Consider the following 17,263-nt stretch of genomic DNA (forward strand, 5'->3'; position numbering starts at 1 on the left):
GGAGCGACACCAGGTTCTTGATCACGAAATGGCGGCGGCCGGGGCCTTCTTGGTCAGCGACTTCTCCGCGAGGGCCCCGAAAGACAGGCCCAGGGCGAGCCAGAGTGTGGCCTGGGTGCCGATCGACGCCGTCCGGAAACGCCAGAGCGTCGACGCCGGGAACGCCGCGGGGACCTCGTCGACCACCGGCATCAGCCACGCCACCAGGGCGACCACCACGAGGTAGCCCGCCGCGGCGAGGAGGAAGCCGTTCAGCGCGCCGAACCGGTCCGCGAGCTTGCGGCCGAACACCGTCGCGAGGATGCCCGCGAGCAGGGAGACGGCGACGAACCCGAAGTACAGCTCGGTGCGCGAGCCGATCGTGCCCGGCTGGCCCACCGCGGGCGGGTTGGCCGGGTACTTGAGGAACGGGATCAGGAACACCACGGCGAACGCGCCACCGGTGAGCAGCAACGCCGTCACCCGCGGCCGGAGGCTGCCGAGACGGCCCTGGACGAACGCGAACGCGAGCGAAAGCAGCCCGCCGATCGCGACGGCGTAGACCAGCACGCCGGCCAGCAGCCCGACGGTGCTCTGGATGTCGCGGGGGACGAGCTCCTCTTCGGGCGCTTCGGCGGCCTGCCCGGCGCCGGCGTCGGCGTCCGTTCCGTGGGCATGATCGTGGGAAAGGATCTCTTCGAGCCCGATGGACGTGTCGACCGGCGGCTCACCGAAGGCGTAGGCGAAACCGAACGCGAGCACACCGGCGATCAGGCCCGCGAGCATGCCGCGGACCAGCAGGGACTTCATCATGGGAGTACGTGCCGCCGATCAGTGGCAGGGGAAGGCCAGCAGGTGCCGGCCGTCGTGCACGAACTCGTGGACGTACATGTTCGCGAAGATCGAGGTGGCGCCCTGCTCGGCGCTGACGAAGTACACCGCGATCAGGGCGAGGAGCACCACGAACACCGCCCACGGGACGATCTCACGGATCGGGATCCGGACCGGGAGCGGAACGGCGGGGACTGCCGCTTGCGACATGGTGGGGGCCTCCTCGGGCTTTCGCGGCCTCATCGGGGTTCATACGACGGTCCGGGTCTGGCTTCCCCCTGGCGGGGGTCACAGTGGCGCGACCGCGCGGACTTGCACCGCGTTCCGGATTCCGTCGTCTTGCCGGTTGAGCGTAGGTCCGCACTTCCGGGCCCGTCAATGTGACAATGCGCCGGTGACTCGAATGGTGGCGGCCCTCGACGTGGGCGGTACGACGATCAAGGCGGCGCTGCTCGACGAGCAGCTGCAGCCGAAGGCGACGCTGCGGGCCGAGACGGCGCGCAGCGCGGACGGCACGGCGCTGGCCGAGCAGGTGGCGGAGATCGTCGACATGCTGGCCGGGCAGGCCGGCACAGTGACACCGGCCGCGGTCGGCGTGGTGGTGCCGGGGATCGTCGACGAGGAGACCCGGATCTGCCACTTCTCCGCCAACCTCGACTGGCGCGAGGTCCACTTCGGCGAGCTGCTGGAGGACCGGCTGGGGCTGCCGGTGGCGTTCGGCCACGACGTCACCGCGGGCGGCATCGCCGAGTTCCGCGTCGGCGCCGGCCAGGGCGCGCGGAACGCGGCGTTCATCCCGGTCGGCACCGGGATCGCGGCCGCGCTGCTGCTCGACGGCCGCATCCACCGCGCGGGCGGGCAGGCGGGCGAGGTCGGCCACATCGACGTCGGCCACTCGCTGAAGTGCGGCTGCGGCGCGACCGGCTGCCTGGAGGCGATCTCCTCGGCGGCGGCGATCGCCCGCCGCTACACCGAGCGCACGGGCCGCCCGGCCGACGGCGCGCGGGAGGTCGTCGACCTGGCCCGCCACGGCGACGAGGTGGCGGTGGAGGTGGTCCAGGACGCGCTGGACGGCCTCGGCCACGGTATCCGGACGCTGCTGACGCTGCTGGGCCCGGAGGTGATCGTCCTGGGCGGCGGGCTGTTCACGGCGGCGGACTACGTGCTCGAGCCGGTGCGCGACTGGCTGGCGTCGCACCTGACTTTCCAGCGGATGCCGGAGCTGCGGATCGCGAAGCTGGGCGACGAGGCCGGGCGGCTGGGGGCGGGGCTGCTGGCCTTGGACCGGCTGGCGGCGCACTGACGGAGCTGCTGTGCCTCTTCCGGATCCGCTCCGGCTGTGTCTCCGACGTCTCTGACGGATCTGCCCGGCTGTGTCAAGTCGCTTGTCCACAGCCGGGCGGTTGTCCACAGATTTGCCGGAGCCCGTTTTTGCAGGTCACAGGCGATAGACTGGACGTGGGACGCCCCCCAGGGAGTGGTGGGGGCTGGTCTGGGGGGCTGGGGGTTTCCACACCGGCCAGGAACGGGCGTGACGCCGACCGGAGCGGACGGGCCTTTGGCCGCCCGCTGGGGGTGTAGCTATCCCGGACACCTCGCCGCCGCCCCGGCGACCTCACCGCCGACGGCCGGGCAGCCGGTCAGGCTGTGACGACCTCGACTCCCGCCGCTGTGAAGGCCGCTATCTGGTCCGGGTCTGCTCCCGAGTCCGTGATCAGCTGGTGGACCGCCGTGGTGTCGCAGATGCGGGCGAATGCGTGGCCGCCCAGTTTGCCGCTGTCCGCTATCACCACCACCTGACGCGCTCGGGATGCCAGCAGGCGGTTGATGCTCGCCTCGCCTTCGTGGTGGGCGTACGCGCCGCGCTCGGGGTCGAACGCGTCCACGCCCAGGAACACCAGGTCCAGGGTGATCTGGTCGAGGAACAGGCTGGCCAGCGGGCCCGTCAGCTCGAACGAGTGCTGGCGGGCCACGCCGCCCGTCACGACGATTTTGATATTGGGGCGGACCGCCAGCTCGTGGGCGATGTTGAGCGCGTTCGTCACCACCGTCAGCGCCGGCGAGCCGTCGCGCTCGGCCAGTTCCGGGCGCAGCGCCAGCGCGCGGGCGACCTCCGTGCTCGTGGTGCCGCCGTTGAGGCCCAGGACCATGCCGCGCTCGACCAGCCGTGCGGCGGCCGCGCTGATGCGCTGTTTCTCCGGCGCATTGCGCGCGGCCTTGTGCCGCAACGGCAGGTCGTACGCGACGTTGCTCGCCACCGCACCGCCCCGCGTGCGGGTCAGCAGCTGGCGACCGGCCAGGTGGTCCAGATCCCGCCGGATCGTGGCGGGGGAGACGTCGAGCTCCTCCGCGGAGGCCTCGACGTCGATCTTGTCCCGCTGCCCCACCATGTCCAGCAGTGCGCTGAGCCGTTCGTGCCGGTCCAAGCCCGTCCCTTTCGCCGCTTCACCAGGAGCGGTAAAGGTACCGGGTAATCAGAGCGAGCGTAGGAAGGCGAGCGACGGCATGAAGAAGTATTCGCCGCCCTTGAGCGTCACCGCCTGCGGCACCGGCTCCGCCGCGCGCTGCGCCGAGCCGCCCCAGTCGACCGTGTAGTCCGACGGCCCGCGCGCGCCCTGGCCGATCACCGGGTCCAGGCCCGGCGTGACGCCGTCGACGATCGGGAAGCCCGGGTTGTCCGCCCAGATCGCCTGGGTGAACTCGAACTGGTTGCCCAGCACGGAGTTGAAGGCCATGAACAGCAGCCCGACCCCGCCGCTCGGGCGCGCCCCGGGCGGCAGGTCCGCGTTCGGGTCGTCCGGACGTTCGCCGTAGGTGACGCCGCGGCGGGCCATCAGGTGCAGCCGCTCGCCCGCGGGGTCTTCGGCGCCGCCGGAGCCGCGCGGGTTCGTCTTGCGGATGTGCGCCTGGAACGGGCACTTGAGCGCGTCGCGGTCGCTGTCGAAGGTGAAGTTGTTCGACACCGGGCTCTCGGCGCCGTCCTCCCGCTGGGTGGTCAGCGGCGTGCCGTCCTCGAACCGGCCGATGATCATCGCGCCGGCGCGCTCGCGGTCGTCGCCGGTGAGGCCTAGCGTGTCGGCCAGGTCCGCTTCCGCCTGCTTGAACCGGCGCACGTTCTGCTCCAGCTTGCGGAAAACGAAGTAACTGCCGAAATGCACGCCGGGATCCGGCGCCGCGGTGTCGGGCACCAATACCTGGGAAAGCGGCGCCGCCGGATTCCAGACGTTGATGCCGTCGGTGTTGTTCTTTTCCGCGTCGACGTCTTCGGTGAGGAACAACGGCTGGCTGCGGCCGTCGACGTAGCCGAAGTGCTCGATGCCCTCGCCGCGTGCGTTGACCCGGCCGAGCCCGGTTTCCTCCGCCACGACGGCGACGGAGTCCGGCAGCAGGTCGAGGATCTCGTTGCGCCGCGCGGTCATCGCTTTGTCGGTGGCGTCGCCGACGAGCACGACGGCGTGGATTTCGCCGTGGTAGCCCGGATCGAACGTCGAGCGCGGCGGATCGCTCAGCTTCCGCCGCGTGTCCGGCGCCGCCATGCCCCGCAGGAACGCCTCGTCCTGCGGGACGTTCTCGACGCCGAGCGCGCGGTAGCCCGCCGCGGTGAGCCCGGCGCCGACGTACGGCGTCCCGGGGGCGCCGCCGCTCTTGAACCCGCCGACCTCGGCGAGGTGTTCCTTGGCGGACTTCATCTTCCCGGTGACCGAGACGAGGAACGCCCGCGCCTCCGCCGGTTCGCCGAACGTCAGGAACAACGCGGAAAGGTGGTCGCGCACGTGCGCTTTGAGGATGTTCGGCTGCAACTCGCCGAGCATCGTGGCGGCGTCACCGCTCGCCGTGGTCCAGGACAGTGTGGTGGACAGATCGACAGACATCAGGGTCCCCTCCCCAAGTAAACCGCCTAGCGGCGGTACCCGGCCGGCTCCTCCCCTGCGGCCGGCCGGGTCCCCTGAACACAGAATGCAACGAACGGGCGGCTTCGCGCCACCCGCTCGGCGGTTTCACACGAAAGATTAAGTTGAACGCGTAATCGGTGCGGAAACGGAAACGCGGGCCCCGGCCGGGACCCGCGTTCCGTTCAAGCGGCTATTCGATCAACTGGTCAGGACCACCACTGGGACGTGCCGCCCGAGATGAAGTCCCACAGCTGCAGGCGCGTGCCGTTGGTCCCGGCCGACCCCTCGGCGGTCAGGTAGCGCGTGCTCGCGCCGCTCTGCAGCCGCAGGTAGCCCTCCGGGTTGACGGTGCCCGCCCACCACTGGTTCTTGCCACCGGCGATGAAGTCCCAGAGCTGGACCTTGGTGCCGTTCTTGCCGATCGTGTTCAGGTCGGCGTCGAGGTACCGGTTGCTCTGGTAGTTCTGGAAGCGGTAGAAGCCCTCCGGGTTCTGGGTCAGCCAGAACGCCTGGTTCGGCGCCGTGTCGTTGCAGTCCCAGAGCTGCACCTTCGTGCCGTTCGCGCCGATCGTGTTCAGATCCGCGTCCCAGCAACGGCCGGACTGAGCGGAGACGATCAGCCACGGCCCCGGGTCGACGTCGGCCGCCGCGCGGTTGGTGGACCGCTGCTGCTTCGCCGCGTCGGCCACCTTCGAGTGCCGGAGCGTGACCCCGGCCAGCGAAGAGACCTTCACATCCCCCTTGCCATCGGCCGGCGCCGCGCCGGCCTGCGGTACGGCGACCAGGCCCAGCAGGCCCGCCGCCGCGGCGACCGTCACCATCAGTCGCTTGATCTTCGTCATCGTTCCCCTTTTCGGCATCTGGATGGCACCTGATGACGGGGAGAAGGCAGGCGCCACCCAGCCCCGGGCCACAATGGACCCGGCGCATAGCAAAACCGGCGAATCCCCCTCGTCGAGACCCTCAAACCCCCGAAAGCGGGCCTCTGAAAGCCATCATTCAGGGGAGTTCCTGCCTCGTCGAGTAGATTTCCCGGAGCGGCAAAGACGCTGGTCAGCGGTGTAACGGAACGGTACGGCGGCCGATAGAGGGGGACAGACACCCGGGGGGCCATCGGTGCGCATCGAGCTGACGTTGCACGACCTGATCCGCGTCGGGCTCGCCGCCGCGGCCGACCCGATGGCCGAGCTCGCCGCGAGCCTGCAGGTCCTGCAACGGCGTGACGGCGGGCGCAACGCGGCGTCGTCGGCGTTCAACCGCTGGCGGCACCGGGTGTGGCAGGGTCTGCCGGACTCGGCGGCCGTGCTGATGTGGCTCTGCCGCCCGGACGCGCCGCTCCCGGAGTTCCTGCTGCCGGCCGCGGGCCGCTACGACCTGGAGTCGGGGCTCACGGCGGTGCTGAAGACGGACCCGACGGCGCTGAAGATCGGGTTGCGCACCGCGCCGGCCGACCACGAGCTCCCGGGCTGGGCGACGGCGCTCGCCGACGGCGACACCGCGGGCCTGCCGCGATTGGTCCAGGCCATGCAGGACTACCACGAACTGGCCCTCGCGCCGAGCTGGGACTTCGTCGGCGCCCAGGTGGACGCGGACCTCGGGATGCGCACGCAGGTGCTGCTCCACGGCGGCGTCGACGCGCTGCTGACCGGGTTGCGTCCGATGGTCCGCTGGGCGCCCCCGGTGCTGGAGACCGACGACCGCACCGCCGGCGGGCCCGTGTCGGAGGGCACCGGGCTGCTGCTGGTGCCGACGTACTTTTCGGTGTGCCCGGCGCTCGTCACGCCCGCCCCGGGCGGGATCCCGCGGCTGCTCTACCCGTGCGTCCGCCAGGCTTCCTACGGGTCGGGGCCCGACCGCGCGGCCCGGCCCGTGCGCGGCAACGCGCTGGCGGACCTGCTCGGCCCGACCCGCGCGGCGGCGCTGACGGTGCTGGCGGTCGGCTGCAGCACCTCCGAACTGGCGGCGCGGCTGGGCGTCACGCCGTCGGCGGTCAGCAAGCACGCGACGGTCCTGCGCCGCGCGGGGCTGATCATCACGCACCGGGAGCGCAACACGGTGCTGCACTCGCTGACCCCGCTGGGCAGCGCGCTGCTCGACAGCTGATACGGAAGCAGGAGTTTCGGCGGTGGCCGCTCTGGCCGGACTTGCGGGCTGTGCCGACGGTCCTGTCGACCGGCGGGCGCTGTGCACCGAGTTCGACGAGCTGTGAACACACCAGTCACCACCGGCGCCGCGGCGAACGGCTGAGCGGCGGGACAGCGCCGGCGGCGGTGACGACTCTGGCACCGCCGCCGGCGCCGGGTCTTACGTCAGCGGGCGGTCCGTCGGGGCGATCGGGGCCGGCAGGATCCCGCGGCCCGTCAGGAACGCGTCGACGCCCGCGGCCGCGGAACGGCCTTCCGCTATCGCCCAGACGATCAGCGACTGGCCTCGGCCCATGTCGCCCGCGACGAACACGTTGTCCAGGCTCGTCTTGAACGTCTTGTCGCGTGCGACGTTGCCGCGTGCGTCCAGCTCGACGCCCAGGTCCTCGATGAGGCCCTTCTTCTGCGGTCCGAGGAAGCCCATCGCCAGCAGCACCAGCTGCGCCGGCAGCTCGCGTTCGGAACCGGGGACCGGGACGAACTTGCCGCCCTCGTTGCGCACCTCGACCAGCTTCAGCGCGCGCACCCGGCCGTCGGCGTCGGCCGCGAACTCCTGCGTGTTCACCGAGTACAGTCGCTCGCCGCCCTCTTCGTGCGCCGAGGACACCCGGTAGATCATCGGGTAGGTCGGCCACGGGTGGGCGTCCGAGCGGGCCTCCGGCGGCCGCGGCATGATCTCCAGCTGCGTCACCGACCGCGCGCCCTGGCGGTGGGACGTCCCGACGCAGTCCGCGCCTGTGTCGCCGCCGCCGATGACGACGACGTCGAGGCCCGAGGCGTCGAAGGGCGACGACTCGAGGTCACCCGACGCGACCCGGTTGGCCGGCGGGAGGAACTCCATCGCCTGATGGATGCCGTCGAGCTCGCGGCCGGGGATCGGCAGGTCGCGCCAGTCCGTGGCGCCACCGGCCAGCACCACCGCGTCGTACGACGACTGCAGCTCGGCGACCGACAGGTCCACGCCGACGTTCACCGACGTCCGGAACTCCGTGCCCTCGGCTTCCATCTGCGCGAGCCGGCGGTCCAGGCGGTGCTTCTCCATCTTGAACTCGGGAATGCCGTAGCGCAGCAGCCCGCCGATCTTGTCGGCCCGCTCGAGGACCACGACGCTGTGGCCCGCGCGCGTGAGCTGCTGCGCCGCGGCAAGACCCGACGGGCCGGACCCGACGACCGCGACCTTCTTGCCGGTGCGCGCGGCCGGCACCTCCGGCGTCACCCAGCCCTCGGCGAAGGCGCGGTCGATGATCGAGATCTCGACGCGCTTGATGGTCACCGGATCGTCGTTGATCCCCAGCACGCACGCGGTTTCGCACGGTGCCGGGCACAGGGTGCCGGTGAACTCCGGGAAGTTGTTGGTCGCGTGCAGCCGGTCGGCCGCCTGCTGCCAGTCCTCCCGCCACACCAGCGTGTTCCACTCCGGGATGAGGTTCCCGAGCGGGCAGCCCTGGTGGCAGAACGGGATGCCGCAGTCCATGCAGCGGCCGGCCTGCTTCTCCAGCTTCGTGGACGCGAAGTCCTCGTAGACCTCGCGCCAGTCCATCAGCCGCAGGTCGACCGGACGGCGCGTCGGCTCTTCGCGCGTGGTGGTCAGAAAGCCCTTGGGGTCAGCCATGTGCGGCCTCCATGATCGCCTCGTTCACGTCGCGCCCGTCCCGCTCGGCCTGCACCTGGGCGGCGAGCACGCGCTTGTAGTCCTTCGGCATGACCTTGCCGAACCGGTCGACGCCGGCGTCCCAGTCGGCGAGCAGGGCGCGCGCGACCGCGGACTCCGTTTCGTCGTAGTGCTTTTCGAGGGCCTCGCGCAGGAAGTCCGCGTCCTCGGAGTCGAGCGGGTCGAGGTCGACCATCTCCGGGTTGACGCGGTGCGCGGGCAGGTCCAGCACGTACGCGACGCCGCCGGACATGCCGGCCGCGAAGTTGCGGCCGATCGACCCGAGCACGACCACCCGGCCGCCGGTCATGTACTCCGCGCCGTGGTCGCCGACGCCTTCGACGACGGCCAGCGCGCCCGAGTTGCGCACGCAGAACCGCTCGCCGACCTTGCCGCGGATGAAGATCTCGCCGCTGGTCGCGCCGTAGCCGATCACGTTGCCGGCGATGATGTGCTCCTCGGCGGCGTAGCGCGCCTCCTTGGACGGGCGCACGATCAGCCGGCCGCCGGAGAGACCCTTGCCGACGTAGTCGTTGCCGTCGCCGTAGAGCCGCAGCGTGATGCCCTTCGGCACGAACGCGCCGAACGACTGGCCCGCGGTCCCGGTGAAGGTGACGTCGATGGTGTCGTCCGGCAGCCCTTCGCCGCCCCACCGCTTGGTCAGCTCCGAGCCGAGCATGGTGCCGACGGTCCGGTTCACGTTGCGCACCGGCAGTTCCAGCCGCACCTTGTCACCCGAGTTGAGGGCGCCTTCGGCGAGCTGGATCAGCGTGTTGTCGAGCGCCTTCTCCAGCCCGTGGTCCTGCTGCGTCTGCTGCAGGCGCAGGCCGGCCGGGGCCATGTCCGGCACGTGGAAGATCGGCGACAGGTCCAGCCCGGCCGCCTTCCAGTGGTCGACGGCCTTGCGCTTGTCGAGGAACTCCGCGTGCCCGACGGCCTCGGCGATCGTTCGGAAGCCCAGCTCCGCCAGGTACTCCCGCACCTCCTGGGCGATGAACTCGAAGAAGTTGACGACGTACTCGGCCTTGCCGCTGAACTTCTCGCGCAGCTTCGGGTTCTGCGTCGCGACGCCCACCGGGCAGGTGTCGAGGTGGCAGACGCGCATCATGATGCAGCCCGACACCACCAGCGGCGCGGTCGCGAACCCGAACTCCTCGGCGCCGAGCAGCGCCGCGATGACGACGTCGCGGCCGGTCTTGAGCTGGCCGTCGGTCTGCACGACGATCCGGTCGCGCAGCCGGTTGGCCAGCAGCGTCTGCTGCGTCTCGGCCAGGCCCAGCTCCCACGGGCCGCCGGCGTGCTTGATCGACGACAGCGGTGACGCGCCGGTCCCGCCGTCGTGACCCGAGATGAGCACGACGTCGGCGTGCGCCTTCGAGACGCCCGCCGCGACCGTGCCGACGCCGACCTCGGACACGAGCTTCACGTGGATGCGCGCGGCCGGGTTGGCGTTCTTCAGGTCGTGGATCAGCTGGGCGAGGTCCTCGATCGAGTAGATGTCGTGGTGCGGCGGCGGCGAAATGAGGCCGACACCCGGTGTCGAGTACCGCGTCTTCGCGATCCACGGGTACACCTTCGCGCCGGGCAGCTGCCCGCCTTCACCGGGCTTCGCGCCCTGCGCCATCTTGATCTGGATGTCGTCGGCGTTGACGAGGTACTCGCTCGTGACGCCGAAGCGGCCTGAAGCGACCTGCTTCACGGCGCTTCGCCGCTCCGGGTCGTACAGTCGCTCCGCGTCTTCGCCGCCTTCGCCGGTGTTGGACTTCCCGCCGAGGCGGTTCATCGCGATGGCGAGGGTCTGGTGCATCTCCATCGAGATCGAGCCGTAGGAGATCGCGCCGGTGGCGAACCGCTTGACGATCGAGGAGACCGGTTCGACCTCGTCGATCGGCACCGGCGGCCGCTCACCGTACTTGAAGCCGAACAGCCCGCGCAGCGTCAGCAGCTTCTCGGCCTGGTCGTCGACGGCCTTCGTGTACTCCTTGAAGACGTCGTACTTCCCGGACCGGGTGGAGTGCTGGAGCTTGAACACGGTCTGCGGGTTGAACAGGTGCGGCTCGCCCTCGCGGCGCCACTGGTAATCCGCGCCCGTCTCCAGCTGGCGGTGGGCGGCGCGGACGCCGTCGGCCGGGAACGCGTACTGGTGCCGCTTCGCGACCTCTTCGGCCAGGGTGTCGAAGCCGACGCCGCCGAGGCGCGAGGTCGTGCCGGTGAAGCAGTTCTCGATGACCTCTTCGCCGAGCCCGATCGCCTCGAAGATCTGCGCGCCGGTGTAGGACGCGACGGTCGAGACGCCCATCTTGGACATCGTCTTGCGGACGCCCTTGCCCAGCGCCTTGATCAGGTTCCGGGTCGCCTCCTTCGGCGTCACGCCCGGGATCAGGCCCTGGTGGGCCATCTCCTCGACGGTCGCCATCGCGAGGTACGGGTTGACCGCGGCGACGCCGTAGCCGACGAGCAGCGCGATGTGGTGCACCTCGCGCGCGTCGCCGGCCTCGACGACGAGGCCGACCTGCGTGCGCGTCTTCTCGCGGACGAGGTGGTGGTGCACCGCGCCGGTCAGCAGCAGCGACGGGATCGGCGCGTGGTCCTCGTCGGTGCCGCGGTCGGACAGCACGATCACCCGCGCGCCGTCCTCGATCGCCTCCGACACCTCGGTGCGGATTTCGTCGAGCCGCTTGACCAGGGCCTCGCCGCCGCCGTGCACGTTGTACCGGCCGAGTACGGTGACGGCCTGGAACTCGGGCAGGTCGCCGTCGTCGTTGACGTGCACCAGCTTGGCGAGCTGGTCGTTGTCGAGTACCGGGAACGGCAGCGCGATCCGGCGGCACGACGCCGAGTTGCCGACGAGCAGGTTCGGCTCGGCGCCGATCTGCGCGCCCAGCGCCGTCACCAGCTCCTCGCGGATCGCGTCCAGCGGCGGGTTCGTGACCTGGGCGAACAGCTGGATGAAGTAGTCGAAGATGAGCCGCGACCGGCTGGAGAGCGACGCCAGCGGCGAGTCGTTGCCCATCGACCCGATCGGCTCCGCGGCGGTGCGGGCCATCGGTTCGAGGATGGTTTCGAGGTCTTCCTCGGTGTAGCCGAACGCCTGCTGCCGGCGCACGAGCGTGGCGTGCAGCGGGACCTCGCGGTCGCGCTCGGGCAGCTCGTCGAGCTGCAGCAGCCCGGCCTCGACCCACTCGTCGTACGGGTGCGCGGTGGCCAGCTCGCCCTTGATCTCCTCGTCCTCGACGATCCGGCCGGCCTCGGTGTCCACCAGGAACATCCGGCCGGGCTCGAGCCGTCCCTTGCGGACGATCGTCGCCGGGTCGATGTCGAGCACGCCGACCTCGGAGGCGAGTACGACGAGGCCGTCGTCGGTGACCCAGTAGCGCCCGGGACGCAGGCCGTTGCGGTCGAGCACCGCGCCGATCTGGCTGCCGTCGGTGAAGGCGACCAGCGCCGGGCCGTCCCACGGCTCCATCAGCGTCGAGTGGAACTCGTAGAAGGCGCGGCGCGCCGGGTCCATCTCCTGGTGGTTCTCCCAGGCCTCGGGGATCATCATCAGCACCGCGTGCGGGAGCGACCGGCCGCCGAGGTGGAGCAGCTCCAGGACCTCGTCGAAGCTCGCCGAGTCGCTGGCCCCGCGGGTGATCACCGGGTAGATGCGCTTGAGGTCGCCCGGGATCAGGTCGGTCTCGAGCAGCGCCTCGCGGGCGTCCATCCAGTTGCGGTTGCCGCGCAGGGTGTTGATCTCGCCGTTGTGCGCGACGTACCGGTAGGGGTGCGCCAGCGGCCACGACGGGAACGTGTTGGTGGAGAAGCGGGAGTGCACCAGGCCGATGGCGCTGGTGACGCGCTCGTCGGTCAGGTCGGCGAAGAACCGCTCGACCTGGGGCTCGGTGAGCATTCCTTTGTAGACGATCGTGCGCGAGGACAGGCTGGGGAAGTAGACGTCTTCCGCGGCCAGCTCGTGCTCCACGCGCTTGCGGACGCAGAACGCGCTGCGCTCGATCGACAGCGGGTCGGCGTGCTCCGGCTTCGGGCGCCGCGCGGCCAGGAACAGCTGCGTGAAGTGCGGCATCGTCTCGGCCGCGGTCGGCCCGCAGTGCTCGGGGTTGACCGGCAGCTCGCGCCAGCCGAGCACGCGCATGTCCTCTTCGGCCGCGATGCGCTCGATGGTCGTCATGGCCCGGCCGCGGCGTTTTTCGTCCTGGGGCAGGAAAGCGGTGCCCACGGCGTAGGTGCCCGGTTCGGGCAGGGCGAAATCGACGACTTCGCGGAAGAACTCGTCCGGGATCTGGATCAGGAGCCCGGCGCCGTCCCCGGTATCCGGTTCGGCGCCCCGCGCCCCGCGGTGTTCCAGGTTGCGCAACGCGACCAGGGCCTTCGCGACGATGGCATGATCCCGGCGTCCGGTGAGGTCGGCGACGAACGCGACACCGCAGGCGTCGTGTTCGTATTCGCTCCGGTAGAGGCCCTTGGCCTCGGCGTTGCTGAGCTGCTCCCCCGACGGGGGGAGGGCACTGGCACGGTGGGTCACGGCTGGCCGCCTCCCAAGGCGTTGGCGTGACCGGTACTCACCTCATCGAGTGGTTCGAACTGAACCGGTTAACGAAGTGGTCCGGTACCGCGATGGTCAGTCGAGAACAGTTGCTGTTGTCGAGGTGCAAGATGCCGCGAGGTATCGGCCGGGCTGGTCGGCGTCACCGAAGGAGCCCGGAAACCGGACGCGGGTCATCTGGGAGGCCGCACAACACTGGGCAGCCGAACGTGTTCGGTACTGCGTGCGCGCAGAGGCAGACCACTGTGGTGGGGGTCAGCCGGAGCGCGCGGTGTTACTCCCGGGTTCGCCGGGTCTTATGACGATAGTGTGAATTCGCTGTTATCGACATACGTCGTCGCCCCCGGGTGGGAAATGCCACGCTTGCGTTGACGGGCACGGGGGCAGTCCCATATGCCAGGCCGCGTCTCCCTCCGCTGCGGAAAATATCGCCTTGACCTGCGGAAACGTCCGTCTCAAGTGGTCCGAGGCGGGTGCCGGTGCCCGGCTCCGGGGTGAGAAGCTGGGTACATGGTGAACCCGGCCGATGACTGATCGTTATCTCTCCGTGGCTCGGGAGGGCAGCCACGAGGTCGAGATCAAGCGCTCCCGCTTCCTCTGCGCGCTCGCTCCGGTGACGTCGGAGGAGGCCGCGCGCGCGTTCATCGCGGGCCGGCGGCGCGCCGGACCGGGCGCCCGGCACCACTGTCTCGCCTTCGTTCTCGGCCCGGATGGACGGACCCGGCGTTCCAGTGACGACGGGGAGCCGGCGGGCACCGCGGGCACGCCGATGCTGGAAGTGCTGCGCCGCCGGGAGTTGACGGACACGGTCGCGGTCGTGACGCGTTACTTCGGCGGGGTGTTGCTCGGCGCGGGCGGGCTCATCCGCGCGTACGGACAGGCTGTGGCACAAGCGATCGACGTAGTAGGCGTACTAGAACACCGTCGACTCCAAGTGGTTGAGGTCGCCGTGAGCTACGACCGCGCGGGCCGGCTGGAGAACGACCTGCGCGCGTCGCGGTACGTCCTGCGCGCGACGCGCTTCGACGAGCTGGCCCGCTTCGAGATCGGCCTGGCGCCCGGCGAGTCCGAAGTGTTCGCGAGCCGGCTGGCCGACCTCACCGGCGGCGAAGCGAACGCCGTCGAACTCGGCGAGCAGTGGGTCACCGGGGGCGCGTGAGTGCGGACCACCACCGGCTAGTGGGCTGACAGCACGCGCATTCGGTTGGCGCACAAGGGGGATTCGGACTTTCGGTGCTACCGCGGAGGTATTCGCCCGTGGCACCATGTCCTTCCCCCGACCACCGGATCACCCGGCCCGCCCCGAACCGGGCCGCGCACCACCCTCGATCACCACATCAGCCTCACGAGCCTCAAAAAGCTGCACTTTCCCTGGGAAAGTGCAGCTTTCGGGCCGATTGACAACGTTGTCAGCCACTGCGTGCCGAGGAGAGGAAGGTTCCATGTCCGGACCACTGTCAAGGTTCAGGAGACGGCTTCGGGGAGCGGCGCTCGCCGCGGTCCTCGTGGGCGCGGGGCTCGCCGCGCTGCCCGCTCCGGCCGCCGGCGCCGCGACGCTCGCCCTTACGCAGTACGTGAATCCCTTCATCGGCACGGACAACAGCAACTCGCCCAACCCGGTGCCCGGCGGCGCCGGCGGCAGCACGTACCCGGGCGCCGTCGTGCCGTTCGGGATGACGCAGTTCAGCCCGGACACCCCGACCGGGTCGCCGTCGGGCTACCGCTACAGCGACACCAGCATCGAAGAGTTCAGCCTCACCCACTTCAACGGCGCCGGCTGCCCCAACAACGAGGACCTCGGCCTGCTGCCGATCACCGGCGCGATCGGGACGTCGCCGGGCACCGGCTGGACCGGGTACGCCGGGCGCTACACGAAGGCGAACGAGTCGGCCGCGCCCGGCTACTACAAGAACAAGCTCGACAACTACAACACCACCGTCGAACTGTCCGCCACCCAGCGGTCCGGCTCCATGAAGCTGACCTACCCGAACACGACGACCGCGCGGCTGCTCGTCAACACCGGCCGCAGCGCGACCGGCAACCGCAACGGGTCGATCGCCATCAGCGGCAGCCAGCTCACCGGCACGGTGACCGGCGGCGGCTTCTGCGGGTCGTCGAAGACCTACCAGATCTTCTACGTGGTCCAGTTCGACCGCGCGCCCAGCGGCTTCGGCACCTGGCTCGGCGGGACGGTGAGCGCCGGGTCCGCGAGCACCAGCGGCACGAACTCCGGCGGCTACGTCACCTTCGACACCTCGAGCAACACGACCGTGCAGGCGAAGGTCGGCATCTCGTTCGTCAGCCTGGCCAACGCGCAGGCGAACCTCGCGGCCGAGAACCCCGGGTTCGACTTCGCCGGGGTCCGCGCCGCGGCCGACACGAGCTGGAACACCATCCTCAACCGCGTCCAGGTGACCGGGGGCGCGGCCGCGGACCTGCAGAAGTTCTACACGGCGCTGTACCACGTGTTCCAGAACCCGAACATCGCCAGCGACACCAACGGCCAGTACCGCGGGTTCGACCAGGCGATCCACACCGCGACGCACACCGTGTACCAGAACTACTCCGGCTGGGACATCTACCGGTCGTGGGCGGCGTTGATCGGGCTGGTCGCGCCCAACGAAGCCAGCGACATCGCGAAGTCGATGGTGCTCGACGGCCAGCAGGGCGGGCTGCTGCCCAAGTGGTCGCACAACAACAACGAGCACTTCGTGATGACCGGGGACCCCGGACCGATCGTCGTCGGCAGCATGTACGCCTTCGGTGTCCGCGGTTTCGACACGGCGGCCGCGCTGACGCTGATGGACAAGAGCTCCAACGGCGGCGCCGCGCAGGGGCAGGCGATCCGCGGGCGCCAGTCCGGGTACGTCAGCCGGCACTACGTCACCGAGGACCCGTCGGACTCGCTCGAGTACTCGGCGTCGGACTTCGCGGTGGCGCAGTTCGCGAAAGCCGTCGGTGACACCACGAAGTACAACACCTACATGCAGCGCGCCCAGTGGTGGCAGAACGTGTACGGCACCGACTCCGGCTACATCCAGCCGCGGGGCAGCACCGGCACGTTCGCCTGGCCGGTCGTGCCGTCGAGCAACAGCGGCTACACCGAAGGCAACCCGTCGCAGTACACCTGGATGGTGCCCTACAACTACCAGGGCCTGATCAACCTGATGGGCGGCGCGAAGACCGCCGTCCAGCGGCTGGACCACCACTTCACGCAGCTCAACGGCGGCCTCACCCAGCCGTACTTCTACATCGGCAACGAGCCCGAGCACGGCGTGCCGTGGGCGTACAACTACGCCGCCCACCCGCAGGGCACCAGTTCGGCGGTGCGGCGCGTGATGAACGAGTCGTTCACCACCGGCGCGGGCGGCGAGCCCGGCAACGACGACCTCGGCGCGACCTCGGCGTGGTACGTCTTCGCCGCGCTGGGGATGTACCCGGCGACGCCGGGCGCGGACGTCCTGGCCCTGCACGGCCCGCTGTTCCCGGCGGTTTCGATCATCCGCCCGAGCGGGACGATCCAGATCAACGGCAGTGGCGCCGGCCAGGGCTCGCAGTACGTGCAGAGCCTGAGCGTCAACGGGACCGCGACGACGAAGTCGTGGATCCGCTACGGCGACATCGCGGGCGCGTCGACGCTGAACTACACGATGGGCTCGTCGCCGAGCGCGTGGGGCACGAACGCGGCGGACGTCCCGCCGTCGTACAACGACGGCTTCACGCCGCCGGCCGCCGCGCCGAACCTCGGCACGAACCTGGCGCAGGGCAAGGCCGCCACGGGCTCGGCGGCGTGCAACTCGGCCGAGGGCGCGGGCAACGCCGTCGACGGCAGCCTGATGAACAACAGCAAGTTCTGCACCACGGCCGCCACGAAGTTCCTCCAGGTGGACCTGGGGTCGGCGCAGAACGTGTCGTCGTTCGTGGTCGAGCACGCGGGCCTCGGCGGTGAGACCACGGCCTGGAACACCGGGGCGTTCACGATCCAGACGTCGACCGACGGCACGAACTGGACGACGGTCGCGTCCGTGACCGGCTCCCGGGCCAGCCGCACGTACCACCCGATCACCGCGAGGTCGGCCCGCTACGTGAAGCTGAACATCACCACCGCGGCCAACGACGGCAACGGCGCGGCGCGGATCTACGAGTTCGAGGTCCACGGCTGAGCCTTCTGCCGCAGCTCGTCGTGAGTGTTTAGGGCGGTTCTAACCGCCCTGAACAC

General features: G+C 70.3%; 11 protein-coding genes. 4 read left to right on the forward strand and 7 right to left on the reverse strand.

Going from position 1 to position 17,263, the window contains the following annotated elements; genetic code table 11:
* Positions 1 to 21: 21 nt before the first annotated feature.
* Entirely contained in the window at positions 22 to 792 is a 771-nt protein-coding gene (locus OG570_RS22160; protein WP_326958956.1) for a CbtA family protein, read from the reverse strand.
* Positions 793 to 810: 18 nt separating this feature from the next.
* Entirely contained in the window at positions 811 to 1,020 is a 210-nt protein-coding gene (locus OG570_RS22165) for a CbtB domain-containing protein (RefSeq protein WP_247055886.1), read from the reverse strand.
* 193 nt (positions 1,021 to 1,213) lie between these two features.
* Between OG570_RS22165 and OG570_RS22170 the strand changes: the two genes are divergently transcribed.
* On the forward strand, positions 1,214 to 2,113 hold the full coding sequence (locus OG570_RS22170) for an ROK family protein (protein WP_247063553.1): 900 nt from the start codon (positions 1,214 to 1,216) through the stop codon (positions 2,111 to 2,113).
* 337 nt (positions 2,114 to 2,450) lie between these two features.
* Here the strand turns inward: OG570_RS22170 and OG570_RS22175 are convergent, their stop codons facing one another.
* The 3 genes from OG570_RS22175 to OG570_RS22185 all read right to left on the reverse strand — a co-directional run bounded on the left by OG570_RS22175 (position 2,451) and on the right by OG570_RS22185 (position 5,545).
* Positions 2,451 to 3,236: a DeoR/GlpR family DNA-binding transcription regulator gene (locus OG570_RS22175; RefSeq protein ID WP_326958958.1), complete on the reverse strand. Its 786-nt coding sequence runs from the start codon at positions 3,234 to 3,236 to the stop codon at positions 2,451 to 2,453.
* Between the two features lie 48 nt (positions 3,237 to 3,284).
* Positions 3,285 to 4,682: a Dyp-type peroxidase gene (locus OG570_RS22180; protein WP_326958960.1), complete on the reverse strand. Its 1,398-nt coding sequence runs from the start codon at positions 4,680 to 4,682 to the stop codon at positions 3,285 to 3,287.
* A gap of 227 nt (positions 4,683 to 4,909) precedes the next feature.
* Complete coding sequence (locus OG570_RS22185) at positions 4,910 to 5,545, reverse strand: RICIN domain-containing protein (RefSeq protein WP_326943629.1); 636 nt, start codon at positions 5,543 to 5,545, stop codon at positions 4,910 to 4,912.
* A gap of 274 nt (positions 5,546 to 5,819) precedes the next feature.
* On the opposite strand from OG570_RS22185, the gene OG570_RS22190 reads away from it, so the two are divergent.
* Positions 5,820 to 6,806, forward strand: a complete 987-nt coding sequence (locus OG570_RS22190) for an ArsR/SmtB family transcription factor (protein WP_326958962.1) — start codon at positions 5,820 to 5,822, stop codon at positions 6,804 to 6,806.
* Between the two features lie 201 nt (positions 6,807 to 7,007).
* Here OG570_RS22190 and OG570_RS22195 read toward each other — a convergent pair whose 3' ends face one another.
* Positions 7,008 to 8,459: a glutamate synthase subunit beta gene (locus tag OG570_RS22195; protein WP_326958964.1), complete on the reverse strand. Its 1,452-nt coding sequence runs from the start codon at positions 8,457 to 8,459 to the stop codon at positions 7,008 to 7,010.
* Positions 8,452 to 13,023 carry a glutamate synthase large subunit gene (gene gltB / locus OG570_RS22200; RefSeq protein WP_326958966.1) on the reverse strand — a complete coding sequence of 1,524 codons (4,572 nt, stop codon included), beginning with the start codon at positions 13,021 to 13,023 and terminating at the stop codon, positions 8,452 to 8,454. The genes OG570_RS22195 and gltB overlap by 8 nt, the downstream gene beginning before the upstream one ends.
* 547 nt (positions 13,024 to 13,570) lie before the next feature.
* Between gltB and OG570_RS22205 the strand changes: the two genes are divergently transcribed.
* On the forward strand, positions 13,571 to 14,203 hold the full coding sequence (locus OG570_RS22205; RefSeq protein WP_326958968.1) for a YigZ family protein: 633 nt from the start codon (positions 13,571 to 13,573) through the stop codon (positions 14,201 to 14,203).
* 283 nt (positions 14,204 to 14,486) lie between these two features.
* The gene (locus tag OG570_RS22210; RefSeq protein WP_326943622.1) at positions 14,487 to 17,207 is read left to right on the forward strand and encodes a GH92 family glycosyl hydrolase; all 2,721 of its coding nucleotides are present in this window, start codon (positions 14,487 to 14,489) and stop codon (positions 17,205 to 17,207) included.
* The last annotated feature ends 56 nt before the right edge of the window (positions 17,208 to 17,263 follow it).

It is taken from the genome of Amycolatopsis sp. NBC_01286, assembly GCF_035982555.1.
Classification (GTDB): domain Bacteria; phylum Actinomycetota; class Actinomycetes; order Mycobacteriales; family Pseudonocardiaceae; genus Amycolatopsis.

Excerpts from the sequence above, each read along its gene's own strand:
- OG570_RS22160 (WP_326958956.1), bottom strand. The coding sequence starts at position 792 with ATGATGAAGTCCCTGCTGGTCCGCGGCATGCTCGCGGGCCTGATCGCC.
- OG570_RS22165 (WP_247055886.1), bottom strand. The coding sequence starts at position 1,020 with ATGTCGCAAGCGGCAGTCCCCGCCGTTCCGCTCCCGGTCCGGATCCCG.
- OG570_RS22170 (WP_247063553.1), top strand. The coding sequence starts at position 1,214 with ATGGTGGCGGCCCTCGACGTGGGCGGTACGACGATCAAGGCGGCGCTG.
- OG570_RS22180 (WP_326958960.1), bottom strand. The coding sequence starts at position 4,682 with ATGTCTGTCGATCTGTCCACCACACTGTCCTGGACCACGGCGAGCGGT.
- OG570_RS22185 (WP_326943629.1), bottom strand. The coding sequence starts at position 5,545 with ATGACGAAGATCAAGCGACTGATGGTGACGGTCGCCGCGGCGGCGGGC.
- OG570_RS22195 (WP_326958964.1), bottom strand. The coding sequence starts at position 8,459 with ATGGCTGACCCCAAGGGCTTTCTGACCACCACGCGCGAAGAGCCGACG.
- OG570_RS22205 (WP_326958968.1), top strand. The coding sequence starts at position 13,571 with ATGACTGATCGTTATCTCTCCGTGGCTCGGGAGGGCAGCCACGAGGTC.
- OG570_RS22210 (WP_326943622.1), top strand. The coding sequence starts at position 14,487 with ATGTCCGGACCACTGTCAAGGTTCAGGAGACGGCTTCGGGGAGCGGCG.